Consider the following 25,161-nt stretch of genomic DNA (forward strand, 5'->3'; position numbering starts at 1 on the left):
TCGGATTAAGTTGGGAAGATAACACCATGATTCAAACTGAAACCCGGCTCGAAGTAGCCGACAACACCGGTGCGCGCGAAGTGATGTGCATCAAGGTGCTGGGCGGCTCCAAGCGTCGCTACGCCGGCATTGGCGACATCATCAAGGTCAGCGTGAAAGACGCTGCCCCGCGTGGTCGTGTCAAGAAGGGCGAAATCTACAACGCAGTGGTCGTGCGCACCGCCAAGGGCGTGCGTCGCCAGGACGGCTCGCTGGTCAAATTCGACGGCAACGCCGCCGTGCTGCTTAACACCAAGCTCGAGCCGATCGGCACCCGTATCTTCGGGCCGGTTACGCGTGAACTGCGTACCGAACGCTTCATGAAGATCGTGTCGCTGGCCCCGGAAGTGCTGTAAGGAGCCGACACATGAACAAGATTCGTAAGGGTGACCAGGTCATCGTGCTGACGGGTAAGGACAAGGCCAAGCGTGGCACGGTCCTGGCCGTTGATGGCGACAAGTTGGTCGTCGAGGGCGTGAACGTTGCAAAGAAGCACGTCAAGCCGAACCCGATGAAGGGCACGCAAGGTGGCGTAGTCGATAAGACGATGCCGATCCACGTTTCGAACGTGGCGCTGGTGGATGCCAATGGCAAGCCGTCGCGTGTCGGCATCAAGGTCGAAGACGGCAAGAAGGTCCGCTTCCTCAAGACGACCGGTGCTACGGTCGTCGGTGCCTAATCGCAGGGAGTATAGATAATGGCCCGTTTGCAAGAATTCTATAAGGACAAAATTGTCGCCGAGCTGACTAAGCAGTTCGGTTACAAGTCTGTCATGGAAGTGCCGCGCATCACCAAGATCACCCTGAACATGGGCCTTGGTCAAGCCGTTGCTGACAAGAAGATCATTGAGCACGCCGTTGGCGACCTGACGAAAATTGCCGGTCAAAAGCCGGTGGTGACGAAGGCTCGCAAGGCTATCGCCGGTTTCAAGATCCGCGAAGGTTACCCGATCGGTACGATGGTGACGCTGCGCGGTGAGCGTATGTTCGAATTCCTGGATCGTTTCATCACCGTGGCTCTGCCGCGCGTGCGTGACTTCCGTGGTATTTCGGGTCGTGCGTTCGACGGTCGTGGCAACTACAACATCGGTGTGAAGGAACAGATCATCTTCCCCGAAATCGAGTACGACAAAATCGACGCATTGCGTGGTCTGAACATCAGCATCACCACGACTGCGAAGACTGACGAAGAAGCCAAGGCTCTTCTGTCGGCGTTCAAATTCCCGTTCCGTAACTGAGGTAATCGTGGCTAAACTGGCACTTATCGAACGCGAAAAGAAACGCGCCCGTCTGGCGCAGAAATTTTCTGCCAAGCGCGCCGCCCTCAAAGCGATCATCGAAGACACCAGCAAGTCGGAAGACGAGCGTTATGAAGCACGTCTGGCGCTGCAACAGCTGCCGCGTAACGCAAATCCGACGCGTCAACGCAATCGTTGCGACCTGACCGGCCGTCCGCGCGGAACCTTCCGCAAATTCGGCCTGGCCCGTAACAAGATCCGTGAAATCGCCTTCCGTGGCGAAATCCCGGGCGTGACCAAAGCAAGCTGGTAATAGGAGAAGCACCATGAGCATGAGCGATCCTATCGCCGATATGCTGACTCGCATCCGCAACGCTCAGATGGTTGAGAAGGCATCGGTCAAGATGCCCTCGTCCAAGCTGAAGGTCTCGATCGCCAAAGTCCTCAAGGACGAAGGCTACATTGAAGACTTCGCGGTTGAAGCAGAAGAAACGAAGCCGGTGCTGAACATCGCACTGAAGTACTACGCTGGCCGTCCTGTGATTGAGCGCCTTGAGCGCGTGTCGCGCCCGGGTCTGCGTGTGTACAAGAGCCGCAACGACATTCCGCAGGTCATGAACGGCCTCGGCGTTGCTATCGTCTCGACCCCGAAGGGCGTGATGACCGATCGCAAAGCACGCGCCACCGGCGTGGGCGGCGAAGTCATCTGCTACGTCGCCTAACCGAGGAGAGTTGAAATGTCTCGAGTAGGTAAGAGTCCCATTGCACTGCCGAAGGGCGTTGAAGCGACGCTGGCTGGCAATGTGCTGACGATCAAGGGCGCCCTGGGTTCGCTGACCCGCGGCATCAATCCCCTCGTGATCGTCAAGATCGAAGACGGCACCGTCACCTTCGCCCCGGCCGATGAAAGCCGCGAAGCGAATGCGCTGTACGGTACGGAACGTGCGCTGGTCAACAACATGGTGACCGGCGTGAGCAAGGGTTTCGAAAAGAAACTGCAACTCGTTGGCGTGGGTTACCGTGCCAAGGCTGAAGGTAACAACCTGAAGCTCGAGCTGGGTTTCTCGCACGATGTTGTGCATGCCATGCCGGAAGGCGTGAAAGCAGAGACCCCGACGCAGACGGAGATCATCATCAAGGGCGTTGATAAGCAACGCATCGGACAAGTGGCTGCGGAAGTTCGCGGTTACCGTCCGCCCGAGCCCTACAAGGGTAAGGGCGTCCGCTATGCGGACGAGGTGGTGATCCTCAAGGAAACCAAGAAGAAGTAAGGGTGCGAAACATGGACAAGAAACAATCTCGTGTGCGCCGCGCTCGCCAGACTCGTATCAAGCTGGCAGCTCAGAAGGTGCATCGCCTTTCCGTGCATCGCACCAACGTGCACATTTACGCGCAAGTTTTCTCGGAAGACGGCACGCAAGTGCTGGCCAGCGCTTCGACGCTGGAAGCCGAAGTGCGCAAGGAACTGGGCGACAAGGAAGGCAAGGGTGGCAACGCTGCCGCAGCAGCGCTGATCGGCCGTCGTATCGCCGAAAAGGCGAAGGCTGCCGGCATCGAAAGCGTTGCTTTCGACCGCTCGGGCTTCCGCTATCACGGTCGCGTTAAGGCTCTCGCCGACGCAGCCCGTGAAGCCGGCCTCAAGTTCTAAGTAAGGATCCGTCATGGCAAAGATGCAAGCGAAAGTTCAGGCTGACGAACGCGACGACGGCCTTCGCGAGAAGATGATCGCGGTCAACCGTGTCACGAAGGTTGTGAAGGGTGGCCGTATTCTCGGGTTCGCCGCGTTGACCGTGGTTGGTGACGGCGATGGCCGCATCGGCATGGGCAAGGGCAAGGCGAAGGAAGTGCCGGTTGCCGTTCAAAAGGCAATGGAACAAGCCCGCCGCAATATGTTCAAGGTGCCCCTGAAGAACGGCACCCTGCAACACAACGTTCTCGGCCAGCATGGCGCCTCGCGCGTCCTGATGTCGCCGGCGAAGGACGGTACCGGTGTTATCGCCGGTGGCCCGATGCGCGCGGTGTTCGAGGTGATGGGCGTGACCAACGTGGTGACGAAGAGCCTTGGCTCGACGAACCCGTACAACCTGGTCCGCGCCACGCTCGACGGCCTGAAGAAACAATCGACTCCTGCTGACATCGCCGCCAAGCGTGGCAAGTCGGTGGAAGAGATCCTCGGCTAAGGGTGATCAATATGTCGCAGCAAACTGTGAAAGTTAAGCTGGTCAAGAGCCTGATCGGTACGCGTGAAGAACACCGCGCGACCGTCAAGGGCCTGGGCCTGCGTCGCCTCAATTCGGTCAGCGAGTTGCAGGATACGCCCGCTGTGCGGGGCATGATCAACAAGGTCTCGTACCTTGTGAAGATCGTCGACTGAGCGAGGGCAAAATGGAATTGAATTCGATTAAGCCGGCAGAAGGCGCCAAGCACGCCAAGCGCCGCGTTGGCCGTGGCATCGGTTCGGGTCTGGGTAAAACCGCCGGCCGTGGTCACAAGGGGCAGAAGTCGCGTTCGGGCGGCTTCCACAAGGTGGGCTTCGAAGGCGGTCAAATGCCGCTGCAACGTCGTCTGCCGAAGCGTGGTTTCAAGTCGCTGACGCGTCGTTTCGTGGGCGAAGTTCGCCTGGCTGACCTGAACAACCTGCCGGTCGACGAGATCGATCTGCTGGTTCTGAAGCAGGCTGGTCTGGTGAGCGAGCTGTCGCTGTCGGCCAAGATTATCGCCTCGGGCGAGATCACCCGCAAAGTCGTTGTGAAGGGTCTGGGCGTCACCAAGGGTGCGCTCACCGCCATTCAAGCGGCTGGCGGTTCGGTTGCAGAGTAAGTTAGGTCACCCCGGAGCCAGCATTGGCCAAGTCTCCTAATCTCGCTAAGCCTGGTACGCAGGGCCCAAAGTATGCGGATCTGCGTCGGCGGCTGGTTTTCCTGCTGCTGGCGCTGATTGTCTACCGTATTGGTGCGCATATCCCGGTGCCGGGCATCGACCCCGATCAGCTGGCGCAGTTGTTCCAGCGCCAGTCGGGCGGGATCCTGGGCATGTTCAACATGTTCTCGGGCGGTGCGTTGTCGCGTTTCACGATCTTCGCGCTGGGGATCATGCCGTATATTTCGGCATCGATCATCATGCAGTTGTTGGCGATGGTTTCGCCTCAGCTGGAAGCATTGCGTAAGGAAGGCCAGGCCGGACAGCGCAAGATTACGCAGTACACCCGGTACTTTACGGTGGTACTCGCGCTCTTCCAGGCAGCGGCGATCGCGGTGACGTTGGAAAGCGAGCCGGGGCTCGTCGTCGATCCGGGCATGTTGTTCCGCCTGACGACGGTGATCACGCTCGTGACCGGCACGATGTTCCTGATGTGGCTCGGTGAGCAGATCACCGAACGCGGCCTCGGTAACGGTATCTCGATCATCATCTTTGGTGGTATCGCGGCCGGTTTGCCGAACGCTGTGGGCGGTCTGTTCGAGCTCGTCGGTACCGGTTCGATCGGTCCGTTCTCGGCCATCGTGATCTGTGCCCTCGTGGTGCTCGTGACGTTCTTCGTCGTGTTCGTCGAACGTGGTCAGCGCAAGATCCTTGTGAACTACGCCAAGCGTCAGGTCGGCAACAAGGTGTACGGCGGTCAGGCTTCGCACCTGCCGCTCAAGCTGAACATGGCAGGCGTGATTCCGCCGATCTTTGCGTCGTCGATCATCCTGTTCCCGGCAACGATCGCGAATTGGTTTGGTGCGGGTGATAACGCGCGCTGGCTCAAGGATATCGCGGCGAAGTTGTCGCCGGGTCAGCCGATCTACGTGATGCTCTACGCACTGGCGATCGTGTTCTTCTGCTTCTTCTACACCGCACTGGTGTTTAACAGCAAGGAGACCGCCGAGAACCTGAAGAAGAGTGGTGCGTTTGTTCCGGGGATTCGTCCGGGCGACCAGACTGCGCGATATATCGACAAGATCCTGACGCGTCTGACACTGGCCGGCGCAGCTTACGTCACCTTGGTGTGTTTGCTGCCTGAGTTTCTGGTGTTGCGCTGGAATGTCCCGTTCTACTTCGGTGGAACCTCACTGCTGATTATCGTGGTGGTGACGATGGACTTCATGGCGCAAGTGCAGTCGTATGTGATGTCGCAACAATATGAGTCGCTGCTCCGCAAGGCGAATTTCAAGGGCGGCAATAACATGACGCTTCGCTAATGATCCTGGATCATGTCGAAAGACGACGTTATTCAAATGCAGGGTGAGGTACTTGAAAACCTCCCCAATGCCACCTTCCGGGTAAAGCTGGAAAATGGCCATGTAGTACTCGGACATATTTCCGGCAAGATGCGGATGCATTACATCCGCATCCTTCCCGGAGATAAGGTGACGGTAGAGTTGACGCCCTACGATCTGTCGCGTGCGCGGATCGTCTTCCGGGCGAAGTGATTAGAGAGAGGGAATTGTCATGAAAGTTTTGGCATCTGTTAAGTGCATCTGCCGCAATTGCAAGTTTGTGAAGCGCAAAGGCGTGCTGCGCGTGATCTGCAGTTCGGATCCGCGCCACAAGCAACGTCAGGGCTAATCGGCCTTTAACGCTATTTAGTTGGGGAATTACGAATGGCTCGTATCGCAGGGGTTAACATCCCGAACCACCAGCACACCGCTATCGGCCTGACGGCTATTTACGGTGTCGGCCGCACGCGCGCTCGCCAGATTTGCGAAGCCGCCGGTGTGCCGTTCTCGAAGAAGGTCAAGGACCTCGACGACGCTGATCTCGAAAAGCTGCGTGATCAAGTCGGTCAATTGACGGTTGAGGGTGACCTGCGCCGTGAAGTGACGATGAACATCAAGCGCCTGATGGATCTGGGCTGCTATCGTGGCATGCGTCACCGCAAGGGCTTGCCGCTCCGCGGTCAGCGCACCCGTACCAATGCGCGTACCCGCAAGGGTCCGCGTAAGGCCGGCGTCTCGCTGAAGAAGTAACCAGAGGATAGGAAACTCATGGCTAAGCAACAGAACAACGCCGCTTCGCAGCGCGTTCGCAAGAAGGTCAAGAAGAGCGTTGCGGAAGGCGTCGTGCACGTCCACGCTTCGTTCAACAACACCATCATCACGATCACCGATCGTCAGGGCAATGCGCTGGCATGGGCGACGTCGGGTGGCCAGGGCTTCAAGGGTTCGCGTAAGTCGACCCCGTTCGCTGCCCAGGTTGCTGCTGAGTCGGCTGGCCGCGTGGCACTGGAATACGGTGTGAAGAACCTGGAAGTTCGCATCAAGGGCCCGGGCCCGGGTCGCGAATCTGCGGTTCGCGCGCTGAATGCGCTGGGTATCAAGATCACGGCCATTTCGGACGTGACGCCGGTCCCGCACAACGGCTGCCGCCCGCCGAAGCGTCGTCGTATCTAAGACGCTTCAAAATCCTGCTATAATCGCGGGTTCGCGCACGGTCTAGGCCGTGCGCGAAGCAATTTCTAAGACCACCGTCCGGTACATTGGTACCGGACTTGCGTAGTGGACAAAGTTCGCTGCGTCAAATTTTGAGATAAAGGAACAACCGTGGCACGTTATATCGGCCCGAAGGCCAAACTCTCCCGCCGTGAAGGTACTGACCTCTTCCTGAAGAGCGCACGTCGCTCGCTCGCCGACAAGTGCAAGCTGGATAGCAAGCCGGGTCAGCATGGCCGCACCTCGGGTGCTCGTACGTCCGACTACGGCAACCAACTGCGCGAAAAGCAGAAGGTCAAGCGTATTTACGGCGTGCTCGAGCGTCAGTTCCGTCGTTATTTCGCGGAAGCCGACCGTCTCAAGGGCAACACGGGTGAAAACCTGCTGCAAGTGCTCGAGTCGCGCCTGGACAACGTCGTGTACCGCATGGGCTTCGGTTCGACGCGCGCTGAAGCGCGCCAGCTGGTCGGCCACAAGGCGATCGTGCTGAACGGTGTTGTTGCTAACATCCCGTCGATCAAGGTCAAGGCCGGTGACGTGATCACCGTGCGCGAAAAGGCCAAGAAGCAAGTGCGTATTCAAGAATCGCTGTCGCTGGCTGAGCAAGTCGGTTTCCCGATCTGGGTTTCGGTTGACGCCAAGAAGATGGAAGGCACTTTCAAGGCACTGCCGGAACGTAGCGATATCGCGGGCGACATCAACGAAAGCCTGATCGTCGAATTGTATTCGCGTTAATCCGTATGCTGACGCGCCTCACGGCGCGTTTTGCGTTCCGTGCAGGTTGTCACCCATCAGCCTTATCGGTGTAACGAGCCGAGGGTATTGAAAAGGAAACCTATGCAAACCAGTTTGTTGAAGCCCAAGATCATCGCGGTTGAGCCGGTCGGTGAGCATCACGCCAAAGTCGTGATGGAGCCGTTCGAACGTGGCTACGGCCACACCTTGGGCAACGCGCTTCGCCGCGTGCTGTTGTCGTCGATGGTGGGCTACGCGCCGACCGAAGTGACGATCGCCGGCGTTGTGCATGAATACTCCACTATCGACGGTGTCCAGGAAGATGTTGTCAACTTCCTGTTGAACCTGAAGGGTGTCGTGTTCAAGCTGCATAACCGTGACGAAGTCACCGTTACGCTGCGCAAGGATGGTGAAGGTGTAGTGCGCGCTTCGGATATCGAAGTGCCGCATGATGTGGAACTGATCAACCCCGATCACGTGATTGCGCATCTGGCCAAGGGCGGTAAGCTCGACGTTCAGATCAAGATCGAAAAGGGTCGTGGTTATGTCCCGGGCAACGTGCGCCGTTACGGTGATGATTCGGCCAAGGTGATTGGTCGTATCGTCCTCGACGCGTCGTTCTCGCCGGTCAAGCGTGTGAGCTATGCGGTCGAATCGGCCCGTGTGGAGCAGCGTACGGACCTGGACAAGCTCGTGATGAACATCGAAACCAACGGTGTGGTGTCGCCGGAAGAAGCGATCCGTCAATCGGCTCGCATCCTCGTCGACCAACTGTCGGTGTTCGCTGCGTTGGAAGGCACGGAAGCCGCCAGCGAAGCGCCGTCGCGTGCGCCGCAGATCGATCCGATCCTGCTGCGTCCGGTGGACGATCTCGAGTTGACGGTGCGTTCGGCCAACTGCCTGAAGGCCGAAAACATCTACTACATCGGCGACCTGATCCAGCGTACCGAGAACGAATTGCTCAAGACCCCGAACCTGGGTCGCAAATCGCTCAACGAGATCAAGGAAGTGCTTGCCTCGCGTGGTCTCACGCTCGGCATGAAGCTCGAAAACTGGCCGCCGGCTGGTCTCGAGAAGTAAGGTGTAATGACATGGCCGCCTTCGGGTGGCCATGTTGCTACGTAAGTGCGGCGCGTCGGAATGTTCCGATACGGCCGATAGCGAAGGTACCGGCCCGCGGTGTTTGTCACCGATAGAAGAGCTAGGTCGAAAACTCTGTTTAAAGGAAAGTTGAAATGCGTCACCGTCATGGTCTGCGTAAACTGAACCGTACCAGCAGCCACCGTCTGGCAATGCTGCGTAACATGTCGAACTCGTTGATCCAGCACGAAGCGATCAAGACCACGCTGCCGAAGGCCAAGGAGCTGCGTAAGGTTGTCGAGCCCCTCATCACGCTGGGTAAGAAGGACTCGGTTGCCAACCGTCGTCTGGCGTTCAACCGCCTGCGCGATCGTGAAATGGTCACCAAGCTGTTCAACGAACTGGGCCCGCGTTTCGCCAACCGTCCGGGTGGTTATCTGCGTATCCTGAAGATGGGTTTCCGCGTTGGCGACAATGCGCCGATGGCTTTCGTCGAACTGCTGGACCGTCCGGAAGTCGACACGGAAGCGCCGGAAGTCGCTGAGTAAGCGATTCGCGCAACGGTCTTTTCAAGATCGTCTGTCGTAAGAAGAAGCCAGGTCGCCGACCTGGCTTTTTTTGTTTTGAGGTGTTGTCAGACGCTGTCGCAGTACAGATCCGAAAATCACGGGTCGATTGCACACGTTTCGTGGCCTCGGTGTACAGTGAACAATCCTCACGCTTGAATGGTCTACCGCACATCATGGATGTCCTTCTTATCGTCATGACGACATTTCCCGACGAGGCCAGCGCCGAAGCCGCGATCGACGGCATGCTCGCCCAGCGGTTGGCGGCTTGCGTGCAGCAAATGGCGCCGGTGCGTTCGAGCTATCGCTGGCAGGGAAAACGCGAGACGAGTGTGGAAGTACCACTCATGATCAAGACGACTGCCGCGCGTTATGGTGCACTTGAGCAGTACATCAAAGAACATCATCCTTACGACGTACCTGAAATCGTCGCATGGCCGGCTACCGCAGCGTTGCCGGCCTATGCGCGCTGGGTCGAAGATGAGACGCGGGGGAAATTGCATGTCTGAGGGAGCGAGCGTGGTAGGGCCACTGATCTTGGACGCAGATCGTTGTCAGGGAGCACCGATGCGGCATCGCACTGTGCAATTCTGGGTGTTGGCATGGCTGGTCGTGGCCATGTTGCTCGCTCTTGGCTTGGGACATGCGCGTGCAGCCGATGATTTTCTCGATCCGGACGTCGCCTTCAAGGTGTCGAAGACGGAACAGCCTGGTGCTGTGCTGCTGCATTTCGAGGTTGCCAAGGGCTACTACCTCTACCGAGACCGATTTGCTTTCACTGCGGATAACCCGGCCGTCAAGCTCGGTACCCCAGAGTTTCCCAAGGGAGAGATCAAACATGACGAGACCTTCGGCAAGGACATGGAGGTCTATCACGAGCCCATCGACGTTCGTGTCCCGGTCGTTCAACCGAGTGGTCCGTTCACGCTGAACGTCACCATGCAGGGTTGTGCGGACAAGGGGTTGTGCTATCCGCCAATGGACAAGCCACTCAAGATTTCGGCGGATGGCCTCGGCGGTGCAGCGGGCGGGAGTTCGGCTGCGGTATCGACGGCAGGGCCGACGGCATCGGCTTTGTCTGGTAATGGCGCACAAGTGGCGGGTAATTCGCCCGAGGGAATGGCGGCTCAGTCTGCACCGTCGTCCAGGACAGCGGGCGGATGGTTGTCGGCGCGCGAAGACTACAGCGAGGCGGAGCGTATTCTCTCGGGCGGCAGCTTCGCACTGGCACTAGGGATATTCTTCGCGCTCGGCGTCGGGCTGGCCTTTACGCCGTGCGTGTTGCCAATGGTGCCGATTCTTCTGTCTATCGTTGCCGGCCAGGAGGCCAGCCGTGGCAAGGCAATACGTCTCGCTATTGCCTACGTACTCGGCATGGCTGTGGTGAACACGGTCATCGGTGTCGCGGCCGGATTGCTGGGGCAGGGCCTCATCGCGTTCTTGCAAGCGCCGTGGGTCTTGGCGCTGTTCGCTTTGCTAATGGTCGTCCTGTCGCTGTCGATGTTCGGAATGTACGAGCTTCAATTGCCGTCGGGCTTGCGAGCCAAAATCGATGACGCCGCTCGCAAACAGAAGTCCGGTCAATGGATCGGCGCCGCGATGATGGGTGTGCTATCCGGGCTGATCGTCAGCCCGTGTGTGACGGCTCCTCTGGCGGCCGCGCTTGCTTTCATCGCGAAAACCGGCGACGCCGTTTTCGGCGGTGCAACGCTCTTCGCATTGTCATTGGGCATGGGGCTGCCGCTGGTGATTCTCGCTGGCGGGGGCGGTGCGCTGCTGCCGCGTGCTGGGGCGTGGATGGATGGCGTGAAGCGTTTCTTCGGTTTCCTGCTTCTGGGCGTTGCCTTGTGGATCGTTCGGCCGTTGCTCCCAACACCTGTATTACTGTTGGGCTGGGGCGTCTTGCTGCTGGTGGCGGCCACATTCATGCGCGTGTTCGATAGCCTGCCTGAAGGCGTGAGCGGTGCCCGACGTCTTCTCAAGGGGCTGGGTGTTGTCGTCGCGCTTCTCGGAGCCGTCGCGCTGGTGGGCGCTGCGGCTGGGGCACGGGACCCACTGGTGCCGTTGGCCGGATTGACCACGGCGGCTTCCGGGAATGCCAATGCGAATGCGAACGCTGCTGCAATCGAGGGTGTCAGGTTCCAACGCGTGCGCAGCGTAGCGGAACTCGAGAAAGTCGTGGCGACGGCTGGGCGTCCGGTGATGTTCGACTTCTATGCGGACTGGTGCATTAGCTGCAAGGAGATGGAGCGATTCGTCTTCACGGATCCGAAGGTGAAAGCACGTCTCGATCAGATGGTGCTTGTACAGGCAGACGTTACCGCGAACAACGCCGATGATCAGGCCTTGCTTAAGCGTTTCGGATTGTTTGGGCCACCCGGCATCATCTTCTTTGACGCCAGCGGTAAGGAAGTCGCAGACACGCGTGTCATCGGCGCACAGTCGTCAGACCAGTTCCTGCGCAGCCTGGACAAGGCATACGGCCCCGCAGCTTAAGTTTCTGAGCCCGGCGCCGCGGGCGATGCCTGAGCAAATGATAGTGTGCTGAACCGACGACTTGCTCGGCCTTACGCGCGACGCAAAGCAAAACGGCCAACCCGAGATCGGGCTGGCCGTTTTCCTTTATGCGCGAAAGATCGCACTAGCGAGAGCATAGAAAACCAAGCTACCTAGGTTCACCTGATTCCGAGTGCAAATCTGTGGGTCGCGTTGGCCGTCTTGCTCAGGCTTGCGCACGGATCAGGCGGGCTGCGTCCAACGCGAAGTACGTCAGAATGCCGTCTGCGCCTGCGCGCTTGAATGCAAGCAGCGATTCCATCATCACCTTGTCGTGATCGAGCCAGCCGTTCTGTGCGGCGGCCTTGAGCATCGCGTATTCGCCACTCACTTGATAGGCGTACGTGGGGAAACGGAACTCGTCTTTCACGCGGCGCACGATGTCGAGATACGGCATGCCGGGTTTGACCATCACCATATCCGCGCCTTCCTCGATGTCCAGCGCGACTTCGCGTAGCGCTTCGTCGGAGTTGGCCGGGTCCATCTGGTAGGTCATCTTGTTGCCCTTGCCCAGATTCGATGCGGAACCGACGGCGTCACGGAACGGGCCGTAAAAAGCCGAGGCGTATTTTGCCGCGTAAGCCATGATCCGCGTGTGGATGTGGCCGGCCTCCTCAAGCGCTTCGCGAATGGCGCCGATACGCCCGTCCATCATGTCGGACGGGGCCACGATGTCCACGCCGGCCTCGGCCTGCGTGAGCGCTTGCTTCACGAGAAGTCGCGTCGTCACGTCGTTGATGACGTAACCGTTTTCGTCGAGTACGCCGTCCTGACCGTGACTCGTGTATGGGTCGAGCGCCACGTCGGTCAGTACACCCAGATCGGGGAAGTTGCGCTTGAGTTCGCGCACGGCACGCGGAATCAGGCCTTCGGGATTGGTCGCTTCAATACCGTCGGGCGTTTTCAGCGACGTTTCGATGTTCGGGAACAGTGCGATCACCGGGACGCCGAGCGTGACGCATGTATCGGCTACGCGGAGCAGATTGTCGATGGAGACGCGCTCGACACCAGGCATCGAATCGACGGCTTCACGACGGTTTTCGCCTTCAAGCACGAACACCGGGTAGATGAGGTCGTCGCAAGTCAGGTGGTTTTCACGCATCAGACGGCGTGAGAAGTCATCGCGTCGCATGCGGCGCGGGCGAAGCAGGGGGTAGGAACTCATGCGATCGGTCCTTTGGACGGAGAGTGGTGCTTCGAAAATTTCCGCGAAATGGGGCGTGTGGACTTGTCCCGAAAACGGATAGTCGTTGCGGCTGGCTCAACGATCCCCTAAGAGGGAAGGCGCGCAAAAAACGGCACTTGCCGGGAAACTTTCGAACGCATGGTATATCATACCAACCGGATGTTCGCACTGTGTGCGAGGGTCCCCCGCTTCTCCTCCCTGAGCGGGCGCCTGTCGTTCTACGATAAGGCTTATTTAAACCCGCCGTGCCTACACGGCGGTTTTTTTATGTGCGCGCGAATTGTCACTGCGAAGCCCCGGGTGCCCGTGATTTCCGGCAGATTCGAGAAGCCTCATCCGTTCGGCTGAGGGGACGTTATGCCGTCACTTGCGCATACGAGATTCCATTGCCCTTACCCAGCGTCACGCGGCTCGCCGCGACGATTTGTCGCGCCTGCCGAGCCTGAATGCCGTCTACCGTAGCGACTTGGTGGGGGTGTCTCGCGTGCGCGGAGTAGCGTTGCGTGGACCGCGTCGAAATAGACAATGAGAATTCGCCGATCCCCCATATGTACGAGGGATCAGGCGAAGATCACTTCTTGGCAGTGTCGCGCGCAGGAATGGCGAGCCAATCTTCGAGCACGCGCTGCGCGGCGTCTACGCCGGTGCGCTTGAGCGACGAGAACAGTTGTGCCGTGAACTGCGGCGGCGTGGCGGGATCGTCGGCAGGCAGGCCGTCGGTGCGCGGCAGCGCGGCCAGGCGTTTTTGCGTGTCACGCAGCACGACCGTCGCTTCCTGGCGCGTGAGCTTGTCCACTTTGGTCAGCAACACGTGAATGGGACGCCCCGTCGGCATGAACCAGTCGATCAGTTCGCAATCGAGGTCGGTGAACGGCCGGCGCGAGTCCATCAGAAGCACGAGACCACGCAGTTGCGGGCGCTGCACCAGATAATCGCCGAGGAGTTTTTGCCAGTGAATCTTCACGCCGCCACCGACCTCGGCGTAGCCGTATCCGGGCAAGTCGACGAGATAGCCGTACAGGGTCTCGAGGTGAGCGATCTCGAAGTAGTTGATGTGCTGTGTACGCCCCGGCGTCTTGCTCGAGAAGGCCAGGCGCTTTTGGTTGCAGAGGATGTTGAGCGCGCTGGACTTGCCCGCGTTCGAGCGTCCCGCGAAGGCGACCTCGGGCACAGCCGTGGGCGGCAAATCGCGCAGATGATTGACGGTCGTAAAGAAGCGGGCTTGATGAAGTAGGGACATGACGGAAACCGGGGAGCGCCACAGCCACAGGGATCGGGCCGCAACGCGGGTGCAGGGGCGCAGGACGGTGGGTTTGATGCCCACCGGCGACAGGCCGGGGAGCCCCGTTCTGCGGCCTTCTACATGGAAATCCCCTAAAGTCGGGGAAAGACTTTATTGTACAATATGAAAGTTAACCTTGGCCTTGCCAAGGCTTGCCCGAACGTCTCGCACGCCGTGAGGTTGGAGGAGAAACACGGCGTCGGACGGTGAGTTCGAACGACCGATTTCCCGACAAAACAGATATAAGGTGTGCGAATGAACCGAGGAGTGTGGAAGTCTCTCGCTGCAACACCGTTGGCGCTGGCATGCTTTCTTCTGAGCGGTGCAGGACAAGCCGCCGAGCCTCAGACGCCTGCAAAACCAGACTTGAACCGGGGACAGGCGATTGCCAGTCAGGTCTGCGCCGCCTGCCACGCGGCAGACGGCAATAGTACCGGCGCCGCCTATCCGAAGCTCGCCGGTCAACATGCCGAGTATCTGGATAAACAGCTCCTCGACTTCAAGGCGCAGCCCGGCAAAACTCCCGCGCGAAACAATCCCATCATGGCCGGCATGGTTGCGGCATTGTCCGAACAGGACATGCGCAATGTGTCTGCCTATTTCGCCTCGCAGACCGCGAAGCCGGGCGTGGCGCGTAACAAAGACACCGTGCCGCTGGGCGAGAAGATTTATCGCGGCGGTCTGGCTGATAAGGGCGTTCCCGCGTGCGCCTCGTGCCACGGACCGACCGGTGCCGGCATGCCGTCGCAGTATCCACGTCTGTCCGGGCAGTGGGCCGACTACACTGCGGCCCAACTGGTCGCGTTCCGAGATGAAACCCGCAAGAACAACGCGCCGATGCACACCGTGGCCTCGCGTTTGTCGGATAAGGAAATCAAGGCAGTCGCGGATTACATCGCCGGTTTGCGCTGATCGGCAGCCCCGCCCTGACATCATGTGAACGTCAGGGTATATTCGCTGACTTATAACGAAACCAGCAGCGGCGCCGCAGAGCGACCGGATAGATCTGGTTTAGCATACACAGGGTGGCGGGCGCGTGAGATACGCGTCCCCGCCCTTTTTTGTTGTCGGAAACAGGATGAGCATCAGTACCTCCGGAATGCAGATCAAAGGCACGCAGCGATGGGTGCGCGACGGTGTCGAGCTGGTCAGCTCGATGCGTTTTGCCATCAGCCTGCTAAGCGTGCTTGCCATTGCCAGCATCATTGGCACCGTGCTCAAGCAGGGCGACCCGTATCCCAATTACGTCAATCAGTTCGGTCCATTCTGGGCCGACGTTTTCCGCTCGATCGGACTGTACACGGTGTACAGCTCGTGGTGGTTCCTGCTGATCCTCTTCTTCCTGATGGCGTCCACGACGCTGTGCATCGTGCGCAACGCACCGAAGATGATCGCGGACATTCGCAGTTGGCGCGATCACGTGCGCGAGGGCAGCCTGCGCGCTTTTGGTCACAAAGGCGAATTCACCGGGCCCACGCCACGTGGCGACCTGCTGCCGCGTCTCACGGGCTATCTCGGGCGCCGTGGCTACCGTTTTGTGGTACGTGAGCGCGATGGCGCTACGCTCGTCGCGGCCAAGGCCGGCGCGATCAACAAGATCGGCTACATCTTCGCGCACAGCGCCATCGTCATCATCTGTCTGGGTGGGCTGGTCGACAGCGATCTGCTGATCCGAGCGCAGATGGCGCTATTCGGCAAGTCGCCGCTGCAAGGCAATGCCGTGATTTCGCAGATTCCCGAAACGCATCGCCTATCGCCGAACAATCCCGCGTTCCGAGGCTACTCGTTCGTGCCGGAAGGCGGCAAATCGACCACGGCGATTCTGAATTTCCAGGACGGCTCGGTCGTGCAGGATCTGCCGTTCTCCATTGAACTGAAGAAATTCCACGTCGACTACTATTCGACGGGCATGCCGAAGCTGTTCGCGAGCGACATCGTGGTGACCGACCCCGAGACCGGCAAATCGGTGGACGCGACGGTGAAGGTCAACGAACCGTTCATCTTCAAGGGCGTGGCGATTTATCAGTCGAGCTTCGAAGACGGCGGCAGCAAACTGAAGCTGACCGGATATCCGATGCGTGGGGCATCGGATCGTACGTTCGCTTTCTCCGGCGACATCGGCGGCTCGACGCAATTGCGCGGCGGCGCGGCCGGCAAGGATGAATACACCGTCGAGTTCAGCGATTTTCGCGCGATCAACGTCGAGAACATCAGCAATGGCGGAGGCGAACGCGATGTGCGCGGCGTGGCCCGCAAGTCGTTGCGCGACGATCTGAGCGCACAGCTCGGTTCGGGCGCCCGCACGGATCTGAGCAAGGATCTGCGCAACGTGGGGCCGTCGGTGCAATACAAGGTGCGCGATCGCAGCGGGCAGGCGAAGGAGTACCGCAACTACATGCTGCCGATTCTGGTGGACGATGGCGAGCGTGTCTTCATGACGGGCGTGCGCGACACGCCGGATGGCCCGTTCCAGTACCTGCGCATTCCGGCTGACGCGGACGGTTCCGTGAAGCAATGGATGCTGCTGCGTGCCGCGCTTCAGGACGATGGCGCACGTGCCGAGGCGGCTCGTCGCTTTGCCGCACAATCGCTGCCGGCACAAACGTCGACGACGCTTCGCGAGCAGTTGCAAGAGAGCGCCAAGCGCGAACTGGACCTGTTTGCCGGCGTGATTCCGGCGAGTAAAACCAGCCAGACGAAGGGCGGCTTGCAGGCAATCGCGGAGTTCGTGAACGAGAAGGTGCCGCAAGAGCAGCAGTCCAGCGCAGCCGATATGTTCCGTCGCATTCTCGACGGTACCGTCTGGCAACTGTGGCAAGTCGCCCGCGAACAGGCCGGGCAGCCAGCCATGGCGCCCTCGCCGGAGAACGAGCGCTTCGTGCATACGGCCACTAACGCGCTGTCCGACAACTTCCTGTACGACGCGCCGGTCTTCCTGCAACTCGATTCGTTCGAGCAGGTCCAGGCAAGCGTCTTCCAGCTCACGCGCTCGCCCGGCAAGAAGATCGTGTATCTTGGCAGCTTGCTGCTGGTACTCGGCATCTTCTCGATGTTCTACGTACGCGAGCGGCGTCTGTGGATGTGGCTGAAGGACACGCCGGACGGTGGCAGTTTGGTCTTGATGGCCGTGTCGACGACACGCCGCACACTGGATTTCGAAAAGGAATTCGCCCGCACGAAGGCGGAGATTGACGAGATCGTCACAAAACGATGAAGGTGAGACAGATGGAGTTATCGCAAAGCTATTCGGAAGCCTCCTGGCTGCGCCGCCGCAGCATCGGCGACTGGCTATTTGCACTGGCCCTGGCGATCGGTGCGGGCTTTGCCCTCAATCGCTACGGCCACTACATGGATTACTACGAGCACACGATTCTGGTGCTCGCTGTGCCCACTTTCGCGCTACTCGGCTGGCATTGGCGGTCGGTGCGCTGGCTGATGGCGGGGATCGCGATTCTCGCGCTCTCGGGCATCGGCTTGTATCACCACGATCTCGCGCGTGCAGATCAGGCGTTCTTTCTCAAGTACTTCCTCTCGAGTCAGTCGGCCATCCTGTGGATGAGCGCACTGTTCTTTCTGGCAACGATTTTCTACTGGGGCGGCTTGCTCGCCCGTTCGCCATTCGGTGCGAGCGTAGGGTCGTCGTTGTGCTGGGCGGCGGTGTTGCTCGGGTTCACCGGCATGATGGTGCGCTGGTACGAGTCGTATCTGGTGGGGGCCGACGTTGGCCACATTCCAATCTCGAACCTGTACGAAGTTTTCGTGCTCTTCTGTCTGATCACGGCGCTTTTTTATCTGTACTACGAGCGTCGTTACGAAACGCGCGCACTCGGGCCATTCGTGTTGCTCGTGATCAGCGCGGCTGTCGGCTTCAACCTCTGGTACAGCGTGGCGCGTAGCGCCTACGAGATCCAGCCGCTGGTGCCGGCGCTGCAAAGCTGGTGGATGAAGATCCATGTGCCGGCGAATTTCATCGGTTACGGTACGTTTGCGCTCGCGGCGATGGTTTCGGTGGCGTATCTGCTCAAGTCGGGCGAAAACAAGCGGCTGGCCGCGGCCGGCAAGCCGCTCGACAGTGGCTTCTTCTCGTCGCGTCTGCCGTCGCTCGAACTGCTCGACGATGTGATGTACAAAGCCATTGCCGTGGGCTTCGCGTTCTTCACGATCGCCACGATTCTCGGCGCGCTGTGGGCTGCCGACGCTTGGGGCGGTTACTGGAGCTGGGACCCGAAGGAGACGTGGGCGCTGATCGTCTGGCTGAACTACGCGGCGTGGTTGCACATGCGTCTGATGAAGGGGCTGCGCGGTGTGGTGGCGGCGTGGTGGTCGCTGACCGGCTTGCTCATCACGACGTTCGCGTTCCTCGGCGTGAATATGTTCCTCTCGGGGCTGCACAGCTACGGACAGCTCTGACGCGGGCTGCCTGCCGCATCGGGGCCCATGGGAAAGCCGCCGCATTCAGATGCCGGCGGCTTTTTTCATCGTGCCGTATGATTTCCCGCAGTGCGGCCGTGGGAACGGCGTTGTGCGCAGGGCTGTCTCAATCGACAGACGCGTCAGCATGCCGGCCGTGATTGCGACGGTGATGGCGGCAGTACCGAAGGGGCAGAGCTCAGGGTCAGGGGAACGCATCATGAAGACTAGTAAATCGCATCTGCGCGGCGAGGACATTCCGGCGAGCAGTATCACGCCGCGAGAGGTCGCCACGTCACGGCGGCGCTTCTTGCGTGCGTCCGGTGCCGGATTGACGGGGTTGGGCGGCGCGGTCCTTGGCGTGCTGCCGCAACGTGTTGCGTTCGCCGCCGATAGCGCCGGCACGGGACTGGCAAAACTGACGGCTGCGCGTAACACGCGCTACGTGATCGCCGACAAGCCGACCGACATTCAGGACGTCACCACCTATAACAACTTCTACGAATTCGGTACCGACAAATCCGATCCGGCACGACGGGCGGGCACGCTCAAGCCGCGTCCGTGGCAAATTGCTATCGAAGGCGAGGTGAAGCAGCCAAAGGTCTACGACATCGACACGTTGCTCAAGCTCGCCCCGCTGGAGGAACGGGTCTATCGCCACCGCTGTGTCGAGGGCTGGTCGATGGTCATTCCATGGATTGGCTATTCGCTTGCCGAACTCATCAGGCAGGTGCAGCCGACGGGCAATGCGAAGTATGTGGAATTCGTCACGCTGGCCGATCCGAAGCAGATGCCGGGACTGTCGTATCCCGTGCTGAGCTGGCCATACGTAGAAGGCTTGCGTATGGACGAGGCGATGCATCCGCTTTCCCTGTTGACGTTCGGGCTGTACGGCGAAGTGCTGCCGAACCAGAATGGGGCGCCTGTGCGAATGGTCGTGCCGTGGAAGTATGGATTCAAGAGTGCAAAATCCATCGTGAAGATCCGTTTCGTCGAGAAAATGCCGCTCACGAGCTGGAATCGCGCCGCACCGGATGAGTATGGCTTTTATTCGAATGTGAATCCGGGCGTCGATCATCCGCGCTGGAGTCAGGCGACCGAGCGGCGCATTGGCGACGGCGGAATCTTCACGCCCAAGCGCAAGACGCTGATCTTCAACGGATATGGGGAGCAGGTCGCCGGCCTGTATCAGGGCATGGATCTGCGTAAATTCTTCTAAGCCGATATCTCGTGTCGATCACGCCATCCGAGTCGGGCGACGTGCCTGGCGTTCCCGCCGCTTCCACCGGGGCTGCCGCGGCCACGGGGGCATCGCGTGCAACCGATACCGCTGCGCGGGCGGGGCGACGCTCGACACCCCATGTGCAGCGCTGGCTACCTTGGGCGAAAGTGGCCGTCTTCCTGTTGGCGATGGTGCCTCTGCTGCGGCTCGTTACCTATGGGCTAACGGATAAGCTGGGCGCCAATCCCGTCGAGTTCATCACGCGCTCGACGGGTACCTGGACGCTGGTGATGCTCTGTATCACGCTCGCGATCACGCCCGTGCGTCATCTATCGCGACAGCCTTGGTTGCTGCGCTTTCGCCGCATGCTCGGACTATTCGCTTGCTTCTACGGCGCGTTGCATTTCACAACGTACTTCTGGCTGGATCAGTGGTTCGACTGGTCAAGCATTCTGCGCGATGTGTCGGGCAAACGTCCGTTCATTACGGTGGGATTCGCGGCGTTCGTGCTGATGGTGGCGCTGGCGCTGACGTCGCCGCGCGCGATCGTGCGCCGCATGGGCGGGAAGCGCTGGCAGCGGCTGCATCGTCTGATCTATGCGATTGCCGTGCTGGCGATTCTGCACTACTGGTGGATGAAAGCGGGCAAGAACGATCTTGCCCAGCCGGCGATCTACGCGATCGTCGTGGCAGCCTTGCTCTGCGCCCGTCTGATCTGGGCGCTTCGCAGGCAGCGAGGTCAGATGCTCTCGGGCAGCAGTCGTTCGCCAGCGAACAGCGATTCGATCGTCTCGCGCTCGCGAACGAGGTAAGCCTCGTTGCCGTCGACCATGACTTCGGCGGCACGCGGACGCGTGTTGTAGTTGGAACTCATCGTGAAGCCATAGGCACCTGCCGAGCGGATCGCGAGCAGATCGTCCGGACCAATGGCCAGCGCGCGGTCGCGGCCCAGCCAATCGCCGCTTTCGCACACGGGGCCCACCACGTCATAGATCACGGCTTCGTCGGCGCGGCGCACCACCGGATCGATCCCGTGATAAGCCTCGTACATTGCCGGACGCGCCAGATCGTTCATCGCCGCGTCGACGATAGCGAAATTCTTCGTCTCGCCGTGCTTGAGGAATTCCACGCGAGTCAGCAGCACGCCAGCGTTACCCACGAGCGAGCGACCCGGCTCGAATAACACCTGACGATGGCCGTGACCGCGCTTGGCGATGTGATCGAGCAGCGTGGTGGCAAACGCGGTGATGTCGGGCGGCGTCTCGTCGGTGTAGGTGATGCCCAGACCGCCGCCGACGTCGATGTGATGCAGCGAAATGCCAGCAGTTTCGAGCTTTTCGACGAGATCGAGGATCTTGTCGGTCGCGTCGAGATACGGCGAAATCTCCGTGATTTGCGAGCCGATATGACAGTCGATGCCAACGACTTCGAGGTTTGGCATGGCAGCGGCGGCGCGATAGGCGTCGAACGCCTCTTCATACGCCACACCGAACTTGTTGCCGCGCAGGCCCGTGGAGATATACGGGTGCGTCTTGGCGTCGACATTCGGGTTCACGCGCAGTGAAACCCGAGCGCGCTTGCCGGCTTGTCCGGCCACTTCGTTGAGGCGATCGAGTTCCGGGCGCGATTCGACGTTAAAGCAGAAAACGCCCATTTCCAGCGCATAACGCATTTCCTCGGCGTGCTTGCCAACGCCCGAGAATACGGCGCGCTTCGGATCGCCACCTGCCGCGATCACGCGAGCGAGCTCCCCCGCCGACACGATGTCGAAACCCGCACCGAGCTTGGCGAACACGCCGAGCACGGCGAGGTTCGAGTTGGCCTTGGCGGCGTAGTGTACGGCGGCGTTGCGGCCCTCGCAGGCTTTCGCGTAGGCCTGATAGGCGTTCGTCAGGGCCGCCTTCGAATAGACGTACAACGGCGTGCCGAAGCGCTCGGCGAGGGCGGGCAGAGCAACGTTCTCGGCGTGGAGTACGTTATCGCGGTAGGAGAAGATGGCGTCGGGCATCGCAAAAACTCGGTAATCAACTAGGGCACGCTGGCAAGGCGGGGGCTTCCGGACAGAAACCGCTTACTCCGGTTTGGCGGCGGGCACCGAAGCGGCCGAGGGAACATCGACCGACGGCCCTCGCTGCGGCTCGGGGACACGCGGCGGCGGTGGCAGCGGCGCACCCGGAGGCGGCGTCGGTTTCGTGGGACGGGCAGGCATATACAGCGGCCCAGCCTGACCGCATCCGGCCAACACGCTGAAAAGGGCAATCGAGGCTACAATCGCGCAGGTTCGAATAGGTGCAGTCATTGGGGGTATCGCCGCGTGGTGCGGCATGCGAACGATGACGCAAAGCGTGGAGTTTAGCATGACGGAAAGTGAATTCCTGGCGCTCGCCGAGGCAGTACTGGCGCAGGTAGAGGCGGCTGTCGAGAGCAGCGACGTGGATATCGATTGCGAACGTACAGGCAACGTCCTGACGCTCGAATTCGAAGACGGCAGCAAGATCATCGTCAACCTGCAAACGCCGATGAGCGAAATCTGGGTGGCCGCTCGCTCGGGCGGTTTCCACTATCGCCTCAAGGGCGACAAGTGGCGCGACACGCGCGACGATTCCGAGCTGTTTGAAGCGTTGTCGCGCTTCGCGTCGCAGCAGGCGGGCGAGACGGTGACGTTGCAAGCCGGCTGACAAAAAAATCGAGGCGCCGCGCTCCCGGTGTGAAAGGGGCTGCGGCGCCTCGTGACGGCCCGGAACACGCCGGACCGTGAGCTTGAACGGCCCTTCGTCAGGGCTTGCTATTGAACATGTCCAGAATGCGCTGACGCTCCTGACGGTCCACCGGCGCGGGCGCAGCGCTCGGTTGCGCCGGCATTTGACCGGGCACGGGGCCGACCGACGGGCCAGGTGCCGCGGACCCATCGGGCGCAGTGTCGGCGCTCAACCCGACCGTGCTCACGGCGCGTCCCGGCGGATAGTCGTCGTAGAAGTAATCGCCATTGGCCTGAATGACGCCCGGCGGCATGGTTCGGGTCGTTTCCGGTACACCGCGCAGCGCCTTCGACATGTAGTCGATCCAGATTGGCAGTGCCAGACCACCGCCCGTTTCGCGATCGCCCAGATTGCGCGGCTGATCGAAGCCGATCCAGGCGACCCCCACCAGTTGCGACTGATAGCCGGCGAACCAGGCGTCGTGCGAATCGTTGGTCGTCCCCGTCTTGCCCGCCAGATCGCTGCGCTTGAGCACGTTGGTCTTGGCGGCCGTGCCGCGCGTCGCGACGTCGTGCAACATCGAATTCATGATGAACGCGTTGCGTGCCGGAATAGCCCGGATCGTCTCGTCGCCGGCCGTGGACGGCTTCTCCTCCATGATGACGTTGCCCTTCGAGTCGGTAATGCGCGCCACGATGAACGGGTTCACGCGGAAGCCACCGTTCGCAAACACGGCATAGGCACTCGCCATTTGCAGCGGCGTCACCATCCCGGCACCCAGCGCCATCGGCAGATAAGCCGGATGCTTGTCGGCCTCGAAGCCGAATCGTCCGATGAACTTCTGGGCATAGCCCGGCGTGATGCTTTGCAGAATCCGGATCGACACGAGGTTACGGGAGCGCATCAGGGCGACGCGCATCGGCATCGGCCCTTCGAAGCCGCCGCCGTAGTTCTTCGGCTCCCACGGCTGGCCACCTGTCTGCGCGGCGGTGAAGTACAGCGGGCCGTCATTGATGATGGTCGCGGGGGCGAAGCCCTTCTCGAGCGCAGCCGAGTAGATGAACGGCTTGAAACTTGAGCCCGGCTGACGCCATGCCTGCGTGACGTGGTTGAACTTGTTCCGGTTGAAGTCGAAGCCGCCGACCAGCGAGCGAATGGCACCGTTCTGCGGGTCGAGCGACACGAACGCCGCTTCGATATCCGGCATTTGCACGATCCGCCAGTTTTCCTTCGCGTCCTTCGTCACACGAATCACCGAGCCGCGGCGAATCTTCTGTTTCGGCTGGGCTTTGGCGTTCAGGCCGGCGGCGGCAAAGCGCAGGCCGTCGCCGGTCACGGTCACGTCGTCGCCGTTCAGGAGCACGGCCTTGACCTGCTGCGGCGACGCGGAAAGCACCACGGCGGCAACCATATCGCCACTGTCCGGATGTTCGACCAGCGTATCGTCGATCAATTGTTCGCGCTCGTCCTGATCGTCCGGCAAATCGATATTCGCCTCCGGGCCGCGATAGCCATGACGCAACTCGTAGGCCATGACCCCGGCGCGCAACGCCTCGTAGGCGGCTTCCTGGTCGGCCGAATTGATCGTCGTATAGACGTTGAAACCGCGCGTGTAGATCTCGTCTTTGAACTGAGCGTAGAGCAACTGGCGAACCATTTCCGCCACGTATCCGGCGTGGACGCTGAACTCGCTGCCCAGCCCGCGCACCACCAGTTCTTGCGAGACGGCCTGATCGTATTCGGCCTTCGAGACATACCCGAGGTCGTACATCCGCTTGAGGATGTATTCCTGACGCACGCGAGCGCGCTTGTAATTGACGATCGGGTTATACGCCGACGGCGCCTTCGGCAGCCCGGCAAGCATGGCAGCTTCGGCGAGCGTGATGTCCTTCAGATCCTTGCCGAAATAAACGCGCGCCGCGCTGGCGAAACCGTAGGCGCGTTCTCCAAGGTAGATCTGATTCATGTACAGCTCGAGAATCTGATCCTTCGTGAGGCGCGACTCGATCTTGTAGGCGAGCAGTGCTTCGTAAATCTTGCGGGTATAGGTCTTTTCGCTGGACAGAAAGAAGTTTCGCGCCACCTGCATCGTGATCGTACTGGCGCCCTGCGATGACCCGCCACGCGTGAAGTTGGCCAGGCCTGCACGGAAAATACCGATGAAGTCGACCCCTCCATGCTGATAGAAGCGATCGTCTTCGATCGCGATCACCGCCTTCTTCATCACATCGGGAATATCGGCAAAGCGCACCAGATTCCGGCGCTCCTCACCGAATTCGCCAATCTGAATTTCGTCGGCAGTGTAGATACGCAGGGGGATCTTGGGCCGGTAGTCGACGATCGTGTCGAGCGACGGCAACTGCGGTGTCATCACCACCAGGATGTACCCCGCGAGCAACGCGCCACATACGACCATCGCGGCGATCAGGCCGGCGAACCAAAGAGCGATGCGCAGCCAGATGGAGCGGCGCGGTTTGGGCGGGCGCTTGTCGCGGGGTGTCTCGGTTTGGGGTGTGCTTGCCATGGGGGAACCGGAAAAATCGATGGGCCGATTATAACGAACGACCCGCAACCTCCCTCCGCAGCCCCCCGAAATCGGAGTTCAGGCCTATGGAATCTCGGAATCGGACGACTAAAAAGTGGCATGAATTCCTAAAACGCATCTTGCTCACCTCATCACCGCATGGATTCGGACTGGTCCGATTGGGCTGCCGCATTGCGCTCGATAGCATCGATCA

The 25,161-nt window shown here is 60.3% G+C and carries 31 protein-coding genes; 26 read left to right on the forward strand and 5 right to left on the reverse strand.

Annotated elements, in window-relative coordinates:
* Nucleotides 1-26: 26 nt before the first annotated feature.
* The 20 genes from rplN to dsbD all read left to right on the forward strand — a co-directional run bounded on the left by rplN (nt 27) and on the right by dsbD (nt 11,564).
* Entirely contained in the window at nt 27-395 is a 369-nt protein-coding gene (gene rplN, locus AT395_RS01615; RefSeq protein WP_010804127.1) for a 50S ribosomal protein L14, read from the forward strand.
* An 11-nt stretch (nt 396-406) separates the two neighbouring features.
* The gene (gene rplX, locus AT395_RS01620) at nt 407-718 is read left to right on the forward strand and encodes a 50S ribosomal protein L24 (protein WP_010804126.1); all 312 of its coding nucleotides are present in this window, start codon (nt 407-409) and stop codon (nt 716-718) included.
* 18 nt (nt 719-736) lie between these two features.
* Complete coding sequence (gene rplE / locus AT395_RS01625) at nt 737-1,276, forward strand: 50S ribosomal protein L5 (protein WP_023593829.1); 540 nt, start codon at nt 737-739, stop codon at nt 1,274-1,276.
* Between the two features lie 7 nt (nt 1,277-1,283).
* Nucleotides 1,284-1,589 carry a 30S ribosomal protein S14 gene (gene rpsN / locus AT395_RS01630; protein ID WP_042113420.1) on the forward strand — a complete coding sequence of 102 codons (306 nt, stop codon included), beginning with the start codon at nt 1,284-1,286 and terminating at the stop codon, nt 1,587-1,589.
* 13 nt (nt 1,590-1,602) lie between these two features.
* Entirely contained in the window at nt 1,603-1,998 is a 396-nt protein-coding gene (gene rpsH, locus AT395_RS01635) for a 30S ribosomal protein S8 (RefSeq protein ID WP_010804123.1), read from the forward strand.
* Between the two features lie 15 nt (nt 1,999-2,013).
* Entirely contained in the window at nt 2,014-2,547 is a 534-nt protein-coding gene (gene rplF, locus AT395_RS01640; protein ID WP_010804122.1) for a 50S ribosomal protein L6, read from the forward strand.
* A gap of 11 nt (nt 2,548-2,558) precedes the next feature.
* Nucleotides 2,559-2,924, forward strand: a complete 366-nt coding sequence (gene rplR, locus AT395_RS01645; protein ID WP_010804121.1) for a 50S ribosomal protein L18 — start codon at nt 2,559-2,561, stop codon at nt 2,922-2,924.
* Nucleotides 2,925-2,937: 13 nt separating this feature from the next.
* Nucleotides 2,938-3,456: a 30S ribosomal protein S5 gene (gene rpsE / locus AT395_RS01650; protein WP_010804120.1), complete on the forward strand. Its 519-nt coding sequence runs from the start codon at nt 2,938-2,940 to the stop codon at nt 3,454-3,456.
* A gap of 11 nt (nt 3,457-3,467) precedes the next feature.
* Nucleotides 3,468-3,650: a 50S ribosomal protein L30 gene (gene rpmD / locus AT395_RS01655; RefSeq protein ID WP_010804119.1), complete on the forward strand. Its 183-nt coding sequence runs from the start codon at nt 3,468-3,470 to the stop codon at nt 3,648-3,650.
* An 11-nt stretch (nt 3,651-3,661) separates the two neighbouring features.
* Entirely contained in the window at nt 3,662-4,096 is a 435-nt protein-coding gene (gene rplO / locus AT395_RS01660) for a 50S ribosomal protein L15 (RefSeq protein WP_010804118.1), read from the forward strand.
* A 23-nt stretch (nt 4,097-4,119) separates the two neighbouring features.
* Nucleotides 4,120-5,457 (forward strand): preprotein translocase subunit SecY, encoded by a 1,338-nt coding sequence (gene secY / locus AT395_RS01665; RefSeq protein ID WP_010804117.1) that lies wholly within the window; start codon nt 4,120-4,122, stop codon nt 5,455-5,457.
* A 12-nt stretch (nt 5,458-5,469) separates the two neighbouring features.
* Complete coding sequence (gene infA / locus AT395_RS01670) at nt 5,470-5,688, forward strand: translation initiation factor IF-1 (RefSeq protein WP_010804116.1); 219 nt, start codon at nt 5,470-5,472, stop codon at nt 5,686-5,688.
* Between the two features lie 19 nt (nt 5,689-5,707).
* The gene (rpmJ, locus tag AT395_RS01675; protein WP_010804115.1) at nt 5,708-5,824 is read left to right on the forward strand and encodes a 50S ribosomal protein L36; all 117 of its coding nucleotides are present in this window, start codon (nt 5,708-5,710) and stop codon (nt 5,822-5,824) included.
* A gap of 35 nt (nt 5,825-5,859) precedes the next feature.
* Nucleotides 5,860-6,225 (forward strand): 30S ribosomal protein S13, encoded by a 366-nt coding sequence (rpsM, locus tag AT395_RS01680; protein WP_010804114.1) that lies wholly within the window; start codon nt 5,860-5,862, stop codon nt 6,223-6,225.
* Between the two features lie 18 nt (nt 6,226-6,243).
* The gene (rpsK, locus tag AT395_RS01685; protein WP_010804113.1) at nt 6,244-6,648 is read left to right on the forward strand and encodes a 30S ribosomal protein S11; all 405 of its coding nucleotides are present in this window, start codon (nt 6,244-6,246) and stop codon (nt 6,646-6,648) included.
* A gap of 150 nt (nt 6,649-6,798) precedes the next feature.
* Nucleotides 6,799-7,422, forward strand: coding sequence for a 30S ribosomal protein S4 (gene rpsD / locus AT395_RS01690; protein WP_042113418.1), 624 nt, complete (start codon nt 6,799-6,801; stop codon nt 7,420-7,422).
* A 102-nt stretch (nt 7,423-7,524) separates the two neighbouring features.
* Complete coding sequence (locus AT395_RS01695; RefSeq protein WP_010804111.1) at nt 7,525-8,502, forward strand: DNA-directed RNA polymerase subunit alpha; 978 nt, start codon at nt 7,525-7,527, stop codon at nt 8,500-8,502.
* Nucleotides 8,503-8,657: 155 nt separating this feature from the next.
* Complete coding sequence (gene rplQ, locus AT395_RS01700; RefSeq protein WP_010804110.1) at nt 8,658-9,050, forward strand: 50S ribosomal protein L17; 393 nt, start codon at nt 8,658-8,660, stop codon at nt 9,048-9,050.
* Nucleotides 9,051-9,244: 194 nt separating this feature from the next.
* Nucleotides 9,245-9,577 carry a divalent-cation tolerance protein CutA gene (gene cutA, locus AT395_RS01705; RefSeq protein WP_048628223.1) on the forward strand — a complete coding sequence of 111 codons (333 nt, stop codon included), beginning with the start codon at nt 9,245-9,247 and terminating at the stop codon, nt 9,575-9,577.
* Nucleotides 9,578-9,635: 58 nt separating this feature from the next.
* Entirely contained in the window at nt 9,636-11,564 is a 1,929-nt protein-coding gene (gene dsbD / locus AT395_RS01710) for a protein-disulfide reductase DsbD (protein ID WP_048628222.1), read from the forward strand.
* Between the two features lie 226 nt (nt 11,565-11,790).
* Here the strand turns inward: dsbD and hemB are convergent, their stop codons facing one another.
* Together hemB and yihA are read right to left on the reverse strand one after the other, a co-directional pair.
* Complete coding sequence (gene hemB, locus AT395_RS01715; protein ID WP_042113413.1) at nt 11,791-12,789, reverse strand: porphobilinogen synthase; 999 nt, start codon at nt 12,787-12,789, stop codon at nt 11,791-11,793.
* 592 nt (nt 12,790-13,381) lie between these two features.
* On the reverse strand, nt 13,382-14,050 hold the full coding sequence (gene yihA, locus AT395_RS01720) for a ribosome biogenesis GTP-binding protein YihA/YsxC (protein WP_042113412.1): 669 nt from the start codon (nt 14,048-14,050) through the stop codon (nt 13,382-13,384).
* A 297-nt stretch (nt 14,051-14,347) separates the two neighbouring features.
* Here yihA and AT395_RS01725 point away from each other — a divergent pair, with 297 nt between their 5' ends.
* From AT395_RS01725 to AT395_RS01745, 5 genes are all read left to right on the forward strand, one after another.
* Complete coding sequence (locus tag AT395_RS01725) at nt 14,348-15,004, forward strand: c-type cytochrome (RefSeq protein WP_042113409.1); 657 nt, start codon at nt 14,348-14,350, stop codon at nt 15,002-15,004.
* Between the two features lie 166 nt (nt 15,005-15,170).
* Complete coding sequence (locus AT395_RS01730; RefSeq protein ID WP_048628221.1) at nt 15,171-17,306, forward strand: cytochrome c biogenesis protein ResB; 2,136 nt, start codon at nt 15,171-15,173, stop codon at nt 17,304-17,306.
* 11 nt (nt 17,307-17,317) lie between these two features.
* Nucleotides 17,318-18,502, forward strand: coding sequence for a c-type cytochrome biogenesis protein CcsB (ccsB, locus tag AT395_RS01735; RefSeq protein ID WP_042113406.1), 1,185 nt, complete (start codon nt 17,318-17,320; stop codon nt 18,500-18,502).
* Between the two features lie 220 nt (nt 18,503-18,722).
* Nucleotides 18,723-19,721 (forward strand): protein-methionine-sulfoxide reductase catalytic subunit MsrP, encoded by a 999-nt coding sequence (gene msrP, locus AT395_RS01740; protein WP_042117507.1) that lies wholly within the window; start codon nt 18,723-18,725, stop codon nt 19,719-19,721.
* 11 nt (nt 19,722-19,732) lie between these two features.
* Nucleotides 19,733-20,536 (forward strand): protein-methionine-sulfoxide reductase heme-binding subunit MsrQ, encoded by an 804-nt coding sequence (locus AT395_RS01745; protein WP_048628220.1) that lies wholly within the window; start codon nt 19,733-19,735, stop codon nt 20,534-20,536.
* On the opposite strand, the gene lysA is transcribed toward AT395_RS01745, so the two are convergent.
* Entirely contained in the window at nt 20,464-21,732 is a 1,269-nt protein-coding gene (lysA, locus tag AT395_RS01750; protein ID WP_048628219.1) for a diaminopimelate decarboxylase, read from the reverse strand. The two genes, AT395_RS01745 and lysA, sit on opposite strands and share 73 nt — an antisense overlap.
* A gap of 63 nt (nt 21,733-21,795) precedes the next feature.
* A complete protein-coding gene (lptM, locus tag AT395_RS26330; RefSeq protein WP_376738474.1) occupies nt 21,796-22,083 on the reverse strand; it encodes an LPS translocon maturation chaperone LptM in 288 nt (95 codons plus the stop codon).
* On the opposite strand from lptM, the gene cyaY reads away from it, so the two are divergent.
* Nucleotides 22,082-22,402, forward strand: a complete 321-nt coding sequence (gene cyaY / locus AT395_RS01760) for an iron donor protein CyaY (RefSeq protein WP_042113403.1) — start codon at nt 22,082-22,084, stop codon at nt 22,400-22,402. The two genes, lptM and cyaY, sit on opposite strands and share 2 nt — an antisense overlap.
* Nucleotides 22,403-22,499: 97 nt before the next feature.
* Here the strand turns inward: cyaY and AT395_RS01765 are convergent, their stop codons facing one another.
* Nucleotides 22,500-24,947: a penicillin-binding protein 1A gene (locus AT395_RS01765; protein ID WP_042113402.1), complete on the reverse strand. Its 2,448-nt coding sequence runs from the start codon at nt 24,945-24,947 to the stop codon at nt 22,500-22,502.
* Between the last annotated feature and the right edge of the window lie 214 nt (nt 24,948-25,161).

It is taken from the genome of Pandoraea apista (genome assembly GCF_001465595.2).
Classification (GTDB): Bacteria; Pseudomonadota; Gammaproteobacteria; order Burkholderiales; family Burkholderiaceae; genus Pandoraea; species Pandoraea apista.